Origin of the sequence: Rhodanobacter sp. Col0626 (genome assembly GCF_049994385.1) — a bacterium.
In the GTDB taxonomy this organism is placed as follows: domain Bacteria; phylum Pseudomonadota; class Gammaproteobacteria; order Xanthomonadales; family Rhodanobacteraceae; genus Rhodanobacter.
Genome location: NZ_CP188260.1, coordinates 1706164 through 1720384 on the forward strand (window position 1 = coordinate 1706164; position 14221 = coordinate 1720384).

11 protein-coding genes are annotated in these 14221 nt (G+C 66.2%); 5 read left to right on the forward strand and 6 right to left on the reverse strand.

What is annotated here, in order from left to right:
* Positions 1 to 19: 19 nt before the first annotated feature.
* The 6 genes from ACPPVV_RS07105 to ACPPVV_RS07130 form a co-directional block, all read right to left on the reverse strand.
* A complete protein-coding gene (locus ACPPVV_RS07105) occupies positions 20 to 1285 on the reverse strand; it encodes a phospholipase D-like domain-containing protein (RefSeq protein ID WP_426702760.1) in 1266 nt (421 codons plus the stop codon).
* An 87-nt stretch (positions 1286 to 1372) separates the two neighbouring features.
* Positions 1373 to 1711: a DUF3325 domain-containing protein gene (locus ACPPVV_RS07110; protein WP_426702761.1), complete on the reverse strand. Its 339-nt coding sequence runs from the start codon at positions 1709 to 1711 to the stop codon at positions 1373 to 1375.
* On the reverse strand, positions 1708 to 3225 hold the full coding sequence (locus tag ACPPVV_RS07115) for a PepSY-associated TM helix domain-containing protein (protein WP_426702762.1): 1518 nt from the start codon (positions 3223 to 3225) through the stop codon (positions 1708 to 1710). Before ACPPVV_RS07115 ends, ACPPVV_RS07110 begins: the two co-directional genes overlap by 4 nt.
* Positions 3226 to 3245: 20 nt before the next feature.
* A complete protein-coding gene (locus ACPPVV_RS07120; protein WP_426702763.1) occupies positions 3246 to 3515 on the reverse strand; it encodes a DUF3649 domain-containing protein in 270 nt (89 codons plus the stop codon).
* A gap of 54 nt (positions 3516 to 3569) precedes the next feature.
* The gene (locus ACPPVV_RS07125; RefSeq protein WP_426702764.1) at positions 3570 to 5732 is read right to left on the reverse strand and encodes a TonB-dependent siderophore receptor; all 2163 of its coding nucleotides are present in this window, start codon (positions 5730 to 5732) and stop codon (positions 3570 to 3572) included.
* Between the two features lie 114 nt (positions 5733 to 5846).
* Positions 5847 to 7961: a TonB-dependent siderophore receptor gene (locus ACPPVV_RS07130; RefSeq protein WP_426702765.1), complete on the reverse strand. Its 2115-nt coding sequence runs from the start codon at positions 7959 to 7961 to the stop codon at positions 5847 to 5849.
* Positions 7962 to 8190: 229 nt separating this feature from the next.
* Here ACPPVV_RS07130 and ACPPVV_RS07135 point away from each other — a divergent pair, with 229 nt between their 5' ends.
* The 5 genes from ACPPVV_RS07135 (at position 8191) to ACPPVV_RS07155 (ending at position 14214) form a co-directional block, all read left to right on the forward strand.
* Positions 8191 to 8616, forward strand: a complete 426-nt coding sequence (locus ACPPVV_RS07135) for a heavy metal-responsive transcriptional regulator (RefSeq protein WP_426702766.1) — start codon at positions 8191 to 8193, stop codon at positions 8614 to 8616.
* A gap of 71 nt (positions 8617 to 8687) precedes the next feature.
* Positions 8688 to 10955, forward strand: a complete 2268-nt coding sequence (locus ACPPVV_RS07140; RefSeq protein WP_426703190.1) for a heavy metal translocating P-type ATPase — start codon at positions 8688 to 8690, stop codon at positions 10953 to 10955.
* A 105-nt stretch (positions 10956 to 11060) separates the two neighbouring features.
* Positions 11061 to 12341: a bifunctional tetrahydrofolate synthase/dihydrofolate synthase gene (folC, locus tag ACPPVV_RS07145; RefSeq protein ID WP_426702767.1), complete on the forward strand. Its 1281-nt coding sequence runs from the start codon at positions 11061 to 11063 to the stop codon at positions 12339 to 12341.
* A gap of 88 nt (positions 12342 to 12429) precedes the next feature.
* Positions 12430 to 13479 (forward strand): SPOR domain-containing protein, encoded by a 1050-nt coding sequence (locus tag ACPPVV_RS07150; RefSeq protein ID WP_426702768.1) that lies wholly within the window; start codon positions 12430 to 12432, stop codon positions 13477 to 13479.
* Positions 13480 to 13530: 51 nt separating this feature from the next.
* Complete coding sequence (locus tag ACPPVV_RS07155; protein ID WP_426702769.1) at positions 13531 to 14214, forward strand: CvpA family protein; 684 nt, start codon at positions 13531 to 13533, stop codon at positions 14212 to 14214.
* Positions 14215 to 14221 lie beyond the last annotated feature (7 nt).

Consider the following 14221-nt stretch of genomic DNA (forward strand, 5'->3'; position numbering starts at 1 on the left):
GCGAGGTCCGGAGTCCGCGTTACAACTGCGACTCCACCGGCCGCACCAACAGTTCGCCCAGCTTCTGTCGCCATGAACGCTGTTGCCACATCGCGAGCGTGTACGGCTTTGCGTGGCGCAGGTCAGCTTCCATCACTGCCGTCATCTGACGCCCGAATGCTTTGGAATAGACGTTCAGGCTGGCCTCGTCGTTGAGGTCGAACGAGCGCATGTCGAAATTGGTGGAACCGACCGAGGTCAGCTCGCCGTCGAGGATGAGCATCTTGTTGTGCATCATCGTGGGCGTGTACTCGAAAATTTCCACGCCGGCGGCAAGCAGCCGCCCCCAGCGACGTTTGGAGGCCATGCGTACCAGGCCGGAGTCGATGTAACGGCCGGGCACCAGCAGGCGGATGGCGACGCCGCGTTCGCGCGCGGCGAGCAGGGCGTCGACGACCAGGCGGTCGGGGATGAAATAGGCGGCCTGCAAATCGATCGAGCGCGTGGTGGCGGCAACGGCGAGCAGGTACATCAGGCGCATGCTGGCGTTACCGCCGGCCGGCGAACTGACGAACAGGTGCATGCCCTTGTCGCCGGCCGGCGAAAGGGTGGGGTAGTACAGGTCGCTGTGCAGCACGCGGCCGGTGGTCTTGATCCAGTTATCCATGAAGCCGGCCTGCAACTGCGCCACGACCGGACCTTCCACGCGGAAATGGATGTCGCGCCAGTGCCCGGGATCCTGCGCGTGGCCCTGCCACTGATCGGCGATGCCCACGCCGCCGGTGAAACCGATGCGGCCATCGACGACCAGCAGCTTGCGATGGGTGCGATTGTTCATGCGCGCGATGCTGTACCAGCGCAGCGGATGGTAGCGCTCGACCTCGACGCCGGCGTCGCTCAGCTCATCCAGCAAATGGCCATCCATTTTCGCGCTGCCGGCCCAGTCCAGCATCACATGCACCGCCACGCCGGCCTGGCGGCGTTCCTTCAGTGCATCGGCGAATTGTTTGCCGATCTCGCCCGACCAGTAGATGTAAGTCTCGAAGGTGATGCTTCGCTTGGCGCCGCGGATCGCCTCCAGCATGGCGGGAAAGATCTCGTCGCCGTTCTGCAATGCTCTGATCTCGTTGCCGTCCAGCACCGCCGGGCCGAGCATCGCGTCCATCTCCAGCCGGAATTGCGGATCGTCGATCGCGTGGCAATGCCGCACGTGGTGTCGCACGGATTTTTCCGGACGATGGAAGTTCATCGAAACGATCACGAGGAAGGCCGTGACAACGATCGTGGCGAGCAGCGCGATCCACATGGCACGGTTTCCTTCGGGTGCGGTTATCGGCAGGCATGATCCCGATTGCGGGTCGCGGGCAGGTGAAGCGCCGTCGGGATTCGGCGATCAACCCGACCAGGCAGCGGTTGCGCAGGCAGCGGCGCCGATCAGCGTAAGCACGCCGATCGATGCAAGCTGCCGTGCATGCCATGTGCCCAGCAGCATGACCAGGGTGGCGGCCAGTGCCAGTACGCCGAAGATCGCCACCGAGCCGCGCGCCCAACCTTGCGCCTCGACGCAGGCCAGCCACGCAATGGCGAGCCCGGCGCCGCCGAGGCCGCGCAGCCGGGTGTTGCTGCGTTCGGGCAGTCGCCGGCCCAGCGCGTCGGGCTGATGGCGGGACATGGCCAGATATAGCGCAGTGAATCCCGTACAAGCCCACAGACAGGCGGAGAGCAGGATCATGCCGCGGCCTTCGTATTGCCAGTGCGCGCGGCGCGCGCCTTGGGTACATGGTGGGCAGCGCGCCATGCGGCGGTGGCGAAGATGCCGGCGAACAGCAGCATCGCGCTATCGAAGCCAACGAAGACCCAGTCGTGTTCGAGCAGGCTGGCGAAAAGGTTGCGCGGCGTGGTCAGCGCATTGACCAGCGGCACGCTGGCGAACAGGCCGGCGGCGAGGGCGAGGGTTTCGATCCATGCCCGCCTGGTGGGCCGGCAGAAGCTCCACACGAAGCAGGTGCCCCAGGCGAGAAACAGCGTGTGGATTTCCCACGCCGCGCGTTGCGGCAGATCCAGCGGCAGCAGCCGGTTGCCCAGGAAATAGCAGGCGATGGCCGCGGGCAGGCCGGCCACGGTGGCGACGTTGAGGCGTTCGACCAGGCGGAAGCCGAGGTGCGGGCGCTGCGGATCGGGCAGTTGTTGGCGGCGTTTCACCGTCCACAACACCAGGCCGGTGGCGATCATCGCGCAGCCGCCAAGGCCGCAGAAAAAGTACAGCCAGCGCAGCGCGGGCGAGGCGTAGCGACCCGCATGCAGGCCGATCATCGTGCTTTCGGTGAGGGCGCCGCCGGCGCGCGCGGGATTGTCCGCCAGCCATGCTCCGGTGGTGCCGTTGAAGCTCATGGTTTCGCCACGGCTGGGGATGGCATCGACCGAGGAGCGGGTCAGCGTGATGGTGGCACTGCGGTCGCCGGGGTTGTTGACGGTGACCCGGCCCACACCGGCATCGTGCCAGTGTGCGCTGGCACGTTGCAGCAACGGTCCAATCGATACGAGCGGAGCTGCACCCTGGCGTTCGGACGTCGATTCGATGGCGTATTGGCTGGCGAAGAACGTGTCCGGTTGCCGGTAGTTCGCCGTGATGCCCCAAGGCATGTACAGCGTGGCCAGGGTGACCAGGCCGGTGTAGGTGATCATCAGGTGGAATGGCAGCGCGAGTACGGCGCTGGCGTTGTGGGCATCCAGCCACGAGCGCTGGCCTTTCCTGAGACGCAGGGTGAAGAAGTCGGTGAAGATCTTCTTGTGGGTGATGATGCCGCTGAGGATCGCCACCAGCATGAACATCGCGCAGAAACCCACGATCCAGCGCGCCCAGATCACCGGGATGTAGTGCAGGTCGTAGTGGAAACGGTAGAGGAAATAACCGCCCTGGGTGTCACGCAGAGCCACCTTCTCGCCGCGGCCGTCGAGCACGGCCTGGGTATCCTCGTTTGCGGTCTTGCCGGGATACCAGAACAGTTGCGTGGTGTTGCCGCGTGCCTCGGGCAGGGTGATGTACCAGGCCTGCGCGTCGGGTGCGGTTTTCTCCAGGTAGCGGATGGCACCCGCGGCGGCCTGCGCAGGCGAGGCATCGCCGCGTGCCTCGGGCTGCATCCAGCGGGTGATCTCCTGCTGGAAATACGCGCTGGTGCCGGTGGTGAAGATGGCGAACAGCAGCCAGCCCACCAGCAATCCACTCCAGGTATGCAGCCACGCCATCGACTGCCGCAGCCCGCCTTTCACAACCGGCCCGCGCTGGCGATGGCCAGCCAGTTGCCAGCCGACAGCACGACCACGACGGCCAGCGTCCACCGCCACACGCGTGCCACGCGCGCGGCGGCGAACGCCCACAACACCACGGCGGCGTAGATTGGAAACGAGAGCAGGGTGGCGGTGATCACGGCCTCGCTGCGTGGCATCGGCAACAGCCGAGGCAACAGGGCCGTTGTCAGTGCGGCGATCAGATAGCCGCCGACAGCGGCGGCCAGCGCGCGCGCGGCGACATCCATGGCGCGCCGCCGACGAGCATGGGGATCGATGATTTTTACCGTGCTGGCCATGGCTCAGAAATGACGTTGCACGGTGAGCATCGCCGAGCGTGGCTGGCCCGGCGTGATGCGCTCGGAGAAGCCGTCGACGTAGTAGCGTCGGTCGAACAGGTTGCGCACGTTGAGCTGGGTTTCCCAGTCGCCGTGGCTGTAGAAGAGCGCAGCGTCGATCAGTGCGTAGCTCTTGAACACGATCGGCCGGTGGTAGATCGGATCGAGCGTTTCGTACGCGCTGCCCGGGCGACGGCTCTGGTAGTTGAAACCGAGCCCCGCGCCGACGCCGGCCAGCGGGCCGTTCGTCACGTTGTAGCGGCTCCACAGGTTGAGGTTGTGACGGGGAATGCCCTCCAGCCGGCTGCCCACCGGCAACACGTTGTCGCGGGTGACCTCCGCCTTGGTATAGGCATAGGCCGCGGTGAACTCGAACGCGGCGGCGGGTTGCCAGCGGGTTTCCAGTTCCAGCCCGCGGCTGCGCTGCTGGCCGGTGGTTAGGTAGAAGTTCGGGTGCGCCGGATCGTCGGTGGCGACATCCTCGCGAGTCAGCTGGAACAGCGAAGCCATGGCGGTGAGGCTGCCGTCGCTGCGCGAGGCTTTCAGGCCCAGCTCCAGGTTCACACCGCGTTCGGGTGGCAGGCCGCCGCCGCCGAAGAACTGGTGGCTGCCCTGCGGGTTGAACGATCTCGAGTAATTGGCGTACAGCACCGTTGCCTCGCTCAGTGCAAGGGTGAGTCCGGCGTGTGGGCTGAACGCGTTGTCGGTGGCGATGTCGCCGTTATAACTGCTGCTGGCGTGATCCCAGCGACCGCCGAGGGTCAGCGTGACGCGCAGGCCGAAGCGCAGGTGATCCTGCAGATAGATGCCGCGTTGGCGGTTTTTCTGCAGCGCGCGCTGCGGATCGTACAAATCCGGTCCCGGCGTGGTGCCGTAGACCGGGTCGAAGATGTCCAGCGGGTAGGGGCCCGGGTCGAAATTATTGACCGAGCGCGCGGTGCGCGTGCCGTAGTCCGCGCCCAGCAAGACGTAGTGCTCGACATTGCCGGTATCGAATGCGGCGGACAGGTTGGTGTCCACGCGCAGGTCGTGGCCGCGCTCGTCGAACGGGCCATAGTAGAAACGGTCGATCGTGCGCAGGTCGTCGTGCATGCCACTGGCGAACAGCCAATGGTCCCAGCTGTTGTGGAAATCTTCGTAGCGCAGCCCCTGGTGCAGGCTGAAGGTGTCGTTGAAACGGTGGTCGAACTGGTAACCGCTGGTCTTGTAGCTGCGATGCTGTACGGCCGGGTAGTCGCGGTCGTTGATGGTGCGGTTGACCGGGATGGTGCCGTTCGGATTGGGCAGGATGGTGCCGTAGGCGGTGATCGGCGACCACGGGTGGATCAGATCGCGCTGGTAGCCGCCGAGCAGGGTGAGGGTGGTGTCGGCGTCGACCTTCCAGGTCAGCGACGGTGCGATGTAGACGCGTTGCATGTCCGAGCTGTCGACGAAGAAATTCTGTTCGCGATAGAGCAGGTTGACCCGGCCGAGCAGGCTGCCGCTGGCATTGAGCGGGCTGTTGGCGTCGACGCGACCTTCGTGGAACCGGTTGGTGCCCACGCTGAGGCCGACATCGGCAAAGCGCTCGTCCTGTGGCCGCTTGCTGACCATGTTGACGAGGCCCGACAACGGTCCCTGGCCATACAGACCGGAAGCCGGTCCCTTCACCACTTCAAGTCGCTGCAGGCCGGACAGCTCGTAGTTGGCCATGTCATCGCTGGCCAGCAGGCCGTCCAGATAAGTGGCGCCGGACGAGGCGTTGAAGCCGCGCAGGTTGAAGCCATCGAAGAAGCCGTAGACAGTAGCCTGTGACACACCGGCCACGTTGCGCAGCGCTTCGCTCAGGTGCAGTGCGCGCTGCGCGTCGAGCAGTTCGCGCGGCACCACCGAGATCGCCTGGGGCGTCTCCAACACCGGCATGTCCAGCTTGGTCGCGGTGCTGGCCTGTTCGGTATAGCTGCCGTTGACGGCGATGCCCTTGAGCGTGGTGGCGTGCTTGCGAGCCACCGAGGTTTGCGCCGACGCATCGTCGGTGTCGCCGATGGCGTCCGTGGCATGAGCCAAGGCAAACGGCAGTGCCAGCATGATGCCGGTGGTGAGGCGCAGCGGAGTGCGTCGTTGCGACAGGAAAGCGAGGCGGGGCATGGGGAATCCATGGGTGTGGATGGCAGAAATAAAGAGGGGGCATCGAACGGCGCGGCATCCGGGGGAGGGAGCGAGTCCCACGCGATTCGATGTCCCCGCAAAGGGTCCGCTTTGTTACTGGAAGCGGTAACGCACGGCGCCGACCACGCTGCGGCGCGGGCCGTAGAAGCAGTCGCCGCGGGCCAGGCAGGTCGCCTCGTAGATGCGGTCGCCGAGATTGGCCGCGTTGAGTGACAGCCGCCACGGGCCGTGGCTGTACGCGACCATCGCATCGACCAGGGTCTGCGCAGGCAGGTGCAACCGGCCGGTCTCGTCGGTGTTGTCGCCGACATAGCGCGCGCCGATACCGAAGCTGAGACCATCCGCGTCATCGTTGCCGACATGCCATACGCCCCACAGCGAACCTTGGTGGCGCGGCAGGCCGGCCACGATGCTGCCGTCGTCCGGTCGTGCATCGGTATAGGTGTAGTTGCCGAGCAGGTCGAGATGGCGGGCGAGCCGGGTGGAAGCCTCCAGCTCCACGCCGCGGGTGCGCATGCGGCCACTCTGGATCTGGTTGAGCGGCTGTTGCGGATCGGGTGCGAGGCGGTGGTTCTCGCGCAGGTCGAACCAGGTAGCGGTGAACAGGCTGTCGCTGCCGACCGGCTGGATCTTCACGCCCGCCTCGTATTGCTTGCCACGCAGCGGCCGGTACGGGCGGTTGTAGAAGTCCAGGCTGTCCAGCGGCTGGAACGATTCGGTATAGCTCACATACGGCACGATGCTGCTGGTGAAGCGGTACATCAGACCGATGCGGCTGGTGGTGGCGCTGTCTTTCAGGGTGTCGCTGCCGTCGGTGCGGATCGAGGCGAAGTCGCGGCGCAGGCCCAGCGTGGCCAGCCAGTGCTGGCCGGCTTCGATCTGGTCCTGCATGTAGATACCGGTCTGCTGCGTGACGCTGGAAGGCGCGGGGAGAATGTCCGGCGGGGTGAACTGGCCGTACACCGGCGCGTACAGGTCGAACGGTATGTCGGCCACGCCGTTGCCCTGCCGGGTGTCGGTGCGCGAGCGGCCGGCGTCCAGTCCCAGGAGCAGGCGGTGGTGCAAGCCGGCGACGTCGAAATCCGCCTGGGCATGGGTATCGGTGACCAGTCGTCGATGACGGTCGATCGAGATGTAGCTGTAGCGGGTGACCTCGCGTTGTGCAGCATCCACGAACGGATTGGCCGGATTCGCATAGACGTCCGGATAGAGCGTGCGGTAGTCCACGTTGTCATGCGAGTAGCGCAGGTTCTGCACGATGCGCCAGGTGTCGTTGAAGCGGTGCTCGAACAGCGAGGTGAGCGAGCGCTGGTCGGTAGCGTAGTTGTCGAAACCCGGCTCGCTGGTGAAACGATCGGTGGGAATGCGCCCATTCGGATTGGGCAGCAAGGTGCCCGCGTGTGGCAGGAAGTTCAGCGTAGTGCCGTTGCGGTCGAACTGCAGGTTGCCCAGCACGGTCCAGCGGGTGTTCTCGCTGGGCGTCCAGGCGATCGACGGGGCGAGCAGGCGGCGATCGTCGGGCACGTGCTGCATCTGCGCGTCGGCGTCGCGAGCCACACCAATCAGACGGTAGCTCCAGTGGCCGTATGCATCGATCGGACCGGTGAAATCGAACGCGAGCTGGCGGCGCGCATGGTTGCCGATCTGCACTTCCATCTCGCGCGAGATTTCGCTCTGCGGTTGCTTGGAACTCAGTGCGATCAGCCCGCCGGTGGTGCCCTGGCCATACAGCACCGAAGATGGACCGCGCACCACTTCGATGTGATCGAGCGTGTACGGCTCGGTGCGTGCATAGCTGTAGCCGAAGTATTGGCGCAGGCCGTCGAGGTACTGGCTGAACGAGGTGCCGCGCAGAAAACCATCGTCACCGCGGCTGTCCACGCCGTAGGCATCCGAACGCACGCCGGCGGAGTAGCGCAGTGCATCCTGCACGGTGAGCACGCCCTGGTCGCGCAACTGCACATCGGAAATCACCGACACCGCCTGCGGCGTCTCGATCAGCGGCGTATCGGTCTTGCTGGCGCCGCGGGCGTCGGTGCGGGTGTAACTGTCGTCGATGCGCTGAACGGTGACTGAGATCGCACCCAGTCGCACGGCGTGCTGTGGATCCTTGCCGTCGGGCGCGGTGGTTTCCGCGGCGCGCAGGGTAGGTGTAGCGGTAGCCAGTGCTGCAAGCAGCACCGAGGTCATCGGTTTCCAGACGGTCATGCCAAATAGCCCCAGGGACATTAATGATGCGAGGGCTGGCAGGTCGCGGCGCGCGGCGACACGCAGGCGCGTCGATAGGAACGGCAGGGACCGGGCTGGCTTAAATGAGAATGAATCGCGTTTGTATTGTCTCGATTGATGCCGGAGGCGTCAAGGCGTGCGTGTCCGTCACGACGATGACGGTCATGTCTTGACTCTGGACCTTGATCAAGGGTCTAGACTGCGCGACATGAACACACAAACCGCTCCTCTCACCATCGGTGCCGTCGCCAAGCGCGTCGGCGTGGCGATCGACACCATCCGTTATTACGAGCGCGAAGGACTGTTGCCAGAGCCGCAACGGCGTGCCTCCGGTTATCGCAGCTACGGCGAAGGCACGGTCGCGCAGTTGCGTTTCATCCGGCGTGCCAAGGATCTGGGTTTCACGCTGGAGGAGATCCGTGAGTTGCTGGCGCTGTCGGCGGATCGACAGCGCGGCGTGAAGGCGGTGAAGCAACGGGCACAGCAGCGGCTGGCCGCCATCGAGCAACGCATCACCGAGTTGCAGCGGGTGCGCGACGGACTGGCGCAGCTGGTCGCTTCGTGCCCGGGACATGGCAAGCCGGAAGAGTGTCCCATCCTGCGTGCATTGAGCGATGAATCGGTGGCGGCATGAACGCCGGTGTTTCGTGCTGCCACGGTAACGTGACATCCCCGGGCACGATGGCGATCGATCCGGTCTGCGGTATGAGCGTCGATCCACATGCCACGCAGCTTCATGCCGGACACGAAGGGCACACGCATTACTTCTGTTCCGCCCGCTGCCGCGAGAAATTCGTGGCCGATCCGGCGGTCTATCTGGGCGAGCGCAAGGCTGCGCTGACCGCTTCCGCCGGCACGATCTACACCTGCCCGATGCACCCGGAAGTGCAGCAGGCCGGCCCCGGCGATTGCCCAAAATGCGGCATGGCGCTGGAGCCCATGATGCCGTCGCTGGACGAGGACGATGGTGGCGAGCTGCGCTCGATGGCACGGCGTTTCTGGATACTGCTGGCGCTGACCTTGCCGGTGTTCTTGCTGGCGATGGGGCCGCATCTGTTCGGCTGGCACCTGCCGGATTCATGGGCGGGCGTGGCGGGCTGGATCGAAGCCATGCTGGCCAGCGTGGTGGTGCTGTGGGGTGGTGCGCCATTCTTCGTGCGCGGCTGGCGTTCGCTGAAACCCTGGCATCCAAACATGTACACGCTGATCGCGCTGGGCACCGGCGTGGCCTGGCTGTACAGCGCGGTGGCGTTCTTGCTACCGGCGGTCTTTCCGGCCGGCTTTCGCGACATGCATGGTCGCGTCGCGGTGTATTTCGAATCGGCCGCGGTGATCGTCACCTTGGTCACGCTGGGCGATTTCCTGGAGTTGCGGGCGCGCCGGCGCACCGGCGCAGCGCTGAAGGCTTTGCTGGGACTGGCGCCGAAAACCGCATGGCGGATCGCCGCCGACGGCAGCGAAAGCGACGTGCCACTGGATCAGGTTCATGCCGGTGACGTGCTGCGCGTGCGGCCCGGCGAAAGCGTGCCGGTCGACGGCGTGGTGCTGGAAGGCGAAAGCCATGTCGATGAGTCGATGCTGACTGGAGAGCCGATGCCGGTCGCCAAGGCTGCGGGCGACCCGCTTACCGGCGGCACGGTGAACCACGACGGCGGCTTGACCATGCGCGCACAGAAAGTCGGCGGCGAGACCATGTTGGCGCAGGTCGTGGCGCTGGTGGCACAGGCGCAGCGCAGCAAGGCACCGCTGCAGCGCGTGGCCGACAAGGTGGCGGCGTGGTTTGTCCCGGCGGTGGTGGCGGCAGCGCTGATCGCGTTTGCGGCATGGGCGATGTTCGGGCCGGAGCCTGCGCTGACGCATGCGCTGATCGCGGCGGTGTCGGTGCTGATCATCGCCTGTCCGTGCGCACTGGGTCTGGCCACGCCGATTTCGATCATGGTGGCCAGCGGCCGCGGCGCGCAGCATGGTGTGCTGTTCAAGGACGCCGGCGCGATCGAGTCGATGCGCGACATCGATACGTTGGTGATCGACAAGACCGGCACTTTGACCATGGGCAAGCCAGCGCTGACCGAACTGGCGAGCCTTGCTGGCCAGTCGCGGGAACGTCTGTTGTCACTCGCCGCCGCCTTGGAACGGCCGAGCGAACATCCGCTGGCGCGGGCCATCGTCGATGCCTCGGATGCCGAGGGCGTGACAAGGCTGGTGGCGACCGGGTTCCGCTCGCTGACCGGCCTTGGTGTCGGCGCCAGGGTAGACAACAGCGACATTGCCGTGGGCAATGCGAAGCTGATGGCCGAGTTGCACGTGGTCATCGGCGACGACGCGAACCTTCGCGCCGAGTCGTGGCGCGGGCAGGGTGCCACGGTCATGTATCTGGCTATCGACGGCACGCTGGCCGGCTTGCTCGCGGTGGCCGACCGGATCAAGCCGGACACGCCGCAGGCGATCGCCGATCTGCATGCCGCCGGCCTGCGCGTCGTGATGCTGACCGGCGACAACGCCACCACCGCACAGTCGGTGGCACGCGCACTGGGCATCGACGAGGTGCATGCCGATGTCTCGCCCGCCGACAAGGCCGCGGTGGTGAATGCGCTGCGCGCCGAAGGCCTCCACGTGGCGATGGCCGGCGACGGCATCAACGACGCACCGGCGCTGGCTGCCTCCGACATCGGCATCGCCATGGGCAGCGGTACAGACGTGGCGATGGAGAGCGCGTCGGTGACCCTGATAAAAGGCGAACTGGGCGCGATCGTGCGTGCACGCCGGCTGTCGCAGGCAACCGTGCGCAATATCCGCCAGAACCTGTTCTTCGCCTTCGTCTACAACGCGGTCGGTGTGCCGCTGGCGGCCGGCGTGTTGTACCCGTGGTTCGGCATCACGCTGTCGCCGATGATCGCCGCGCTGGCAATGAGCCTGAGTTCGGTGTCGGTGGTGAGCAATGCGTTGCGCTTGCGCAAGGTGGCGTTGCGCTAGCGGCAGCCAACCGTGCGGTCGAATGCCCGCGGTGGTAAGGATCGGATACCTGGCAAAGTCGGCGACAATAGGTGACTGGATCCCTCGTCCCCAAGAAGCCGTTTCATGTCCCGCACCCTCTGCGAATGGTTGAGCTATCAGGAACGCGTCAATGTGCACAGCATCGAGCTGGGGCTCGATCGGGTGCGCGAGGTGTGGCAGCGCATGGGCGCGCCGGCTCCTGCGAAGCACGTGATCACCGTGGGCGGCACCAACGGCAAGGGTTCCACCGTGGCCTTGCTGGAAGCCATCTCGTCGGCGGCGGGCCTGCACGTGGGTGCGTTCACCTCGCCGCACCTGCTGGTCTACAACGAGCGCGTGCGCATCGACGGCGCGAATGTCGATGATGCGGCGCTGGTCGCTTCGTTCGAGCGGATCGAGGCGGCGCGCGGTTCGATTCCGCTGACCTATTTCGAATTCGGCACGCTGGCCGCGCTCGATCTTTTTGCACGTGCCGGCCTCGACATCGCCGTGCTCGAGGTGGGGCTGGGCGGGCGCTTGGATGCGGTCAACATCATCGACGCCGATGTGGCGGTGATCACCACGGTGGACCTGGATCACATGGACTGGCTGGGGCCGGATCGCGACAGCATCGGCCGCGAGAAGGCCGGCATCGCGCGGGCGGCGCGGCCGGCGATCGTCGGCGAACCCGATCCGCCGGCCGGCCTGCTCGATGCGCTGGCGGCATGCGGGGCGCGGGTCGAGCGCGCGGGAATCGATTTCCAGGTGGAGCGTCACGCCGCCGGCTGGCGCTGGCGGCACCGGGATGGCGTCGCGATGGAGTTGCCTGACCCCGCGCTGGCGGCGCCGATACAGTTCGACAACGCGGCGGCGGCGATCGCCGCATTGCACGCCTTGTGGCTCGCCGACGCTTCGTTCAGTCCGAAGGACATCTTCGCTGCGATCAGCGCGGGACTGCACGAGGTACGGGTGCCGGCGAGACTGCAATCGCTGGGCGGCGATCCGGCCCTGATCGTGGACGTGGGCCACAATCCGCAGGCGGCGCGGGCGCTGGCTGAATGGCTGGATGCGCAGCCGCCGACGGGCGTGCACGCGGTGTACGGCGCGCTGGCCGACAAGGATGTGGCCGGGGTGATCGCCGCGCTCGGTGCGCGCATCGAGCACTGGCACCTGGCCGGCCTGGACCACGCCACGCCGCGCGGCCTGGCCGCGGCGGCCCTGGCCGGAATCCTGCAGCAGACCCTGCCGGACGCGCCGTTCGACGCCCATCCGGATGTGGCCACGGCGTTGGCCGCCGCCGGGGACCTGGCTCGGCCAGGCCAGCGCATTCTTGCGTTCGGCTCGTTTTTCGTGGCTGGCGCGGTGATCGCTGAACGCAGCAGTTGAGCCCGATGTACGGCCGGCTCATGGTGCCCGGCGCGGGCAGGTATAATCACGCCGTTATGCACCACGTTTGCCGCTTTGGAGCGAAGACTTGAAAACACGCCTGCTGGGAGCCGCCGTCCTGATCGCCTTGGCGGTTCTGTTCGTGCCCATGTTTTTTTCCAGTACTCCGCCGGCCCCCGGCGGGGACCAAGCGGTAAGCCTGGCGATACCGCCGGCACCGGATCGCGACCTGCAGACCCGCACCATGAGCCTGAGCCCGGACGCCGCCGCGGGCGCATCGAGTGCCGGAGGGACGACGGTGACGCCCGCTTCGGGTGATCGCCTGGCCACGGTTAACATCGGTTCAAACCGTCCGCGTGATGTGGAAACCGATCCCGAAGCCGGCAAGAAGCCGGAGCCGACCACGGTGACGACGGGCTCGGGTGCGTCGCCGAGTCAGCCGGTGATTCCGCTGAACAGCAAGCCGGTCGCCAGCCAGCCCACGGCAACCCAGCCCACGGCAATCAAACCGCCACCGGCCGTCGTGCCGACGAAACCGGCGCCGGCTCCTGCAGCGGCAACCGCAGCTGCGCCGGCTGCCGGACATGGCAGTTACACGCTCAATCTCAGCGCTTACGCCAGCCCGGCAGGGGCGGCAAACCTGGAACGCCGAGTGCGCACGCTGGGCTATCCGGTGACCGGCCACGCCATCACCCAGGCGGGCAAGTCGCGCACGCTGGTGATCGCCGGTCCCTTCGAGACACGTGCCGCCGCCGAGGCTGCGCGTCTCAAGATCACCCAATCGATTCCCGGCGTGCCGGCACGGCTGGAGCAGGATGCCAATCATGCCAGTGCCACGGCATCGGCCACGCCGTCCGCACCGACCGGCAATGGCACGACGGCTGTCAAAGCCACCGGCAAGGCCGGCGGCTGGGCGGTGCAACTGGCGGCGGTGAGCGGCCAGGCCGACGCCAATGCGCTGCGCGACAAGTTGCGGGCAAACGGCTTCGACGGTTACGTCGATTCGGTGCAGTCCGGCGGCAAGAAGCTCTGGCGCGTACGTGCGGGTCCGCAGACCCAGCGCGCCGACGCGCAGCGCGTGCGCGATCAGGTCAAGGCCAAGCTCGGCATCGGCGGCAACGTCGTCTCGGTGCCCTGACGTCTCCATGTCATACGCAGTCGGCAGTGCATCAACCATACGGATGACGGGATGAACGAAGTCGACTGGGTCATCCTCGCGATACTGGGCCTGTCGGTGCTGATCGGCCTGTGGCGTGGACTGATTGCCGAACTGTTGTCGCTGGTGGTCTGGGTCGCCGCCTTCTGGGTCGCCGCGACCTATGGGGCGGATGTGGCAGCCCAGCTCAGCCACGTGATCACGCTGCCGATGGCGCGGATCGGGCTTGGTTACGCCATCTGTTTCACCGGCGTGCTGATCCTCGGTGCGGTGGTGCGTTTTGCGGTGAGGCGGCTGCTCTGGAGCTCGGGCCTGTCCGGTATCGATCGCCTGTTTGGCATGGTATTCGGCTTCGTGCGCGGTGTGCTGCTGGTGACCTTGCTGGTGTTCCTGGTCGGCCTGACCGGGGTCACGCGCGAGATCTGGTGGCAGCATTCGGTGTTGCTTCCACAATTCCAGGGAACGGCGGCGTGGCTGGGGCAGAATGTGCCGGCCAGCGTGCGCGATCATCTTCACCCCGAGGCGGTGCTCGACAAGATCCATCCGTCCCAGGTACTCGATCATCTGCCCAATTTGACGGACAAGCTGCACGATCTGCCCAACTTGCCGAACCAACTGCGCGTCCCCACCTTTGGGGTGCCAGCGGCACCTGCGGCATCGCGCACCACGATGCCGGCGCCCGCTGCCAGTGCGGCTGGCCATCCTACGAATCCCTGAACACGAA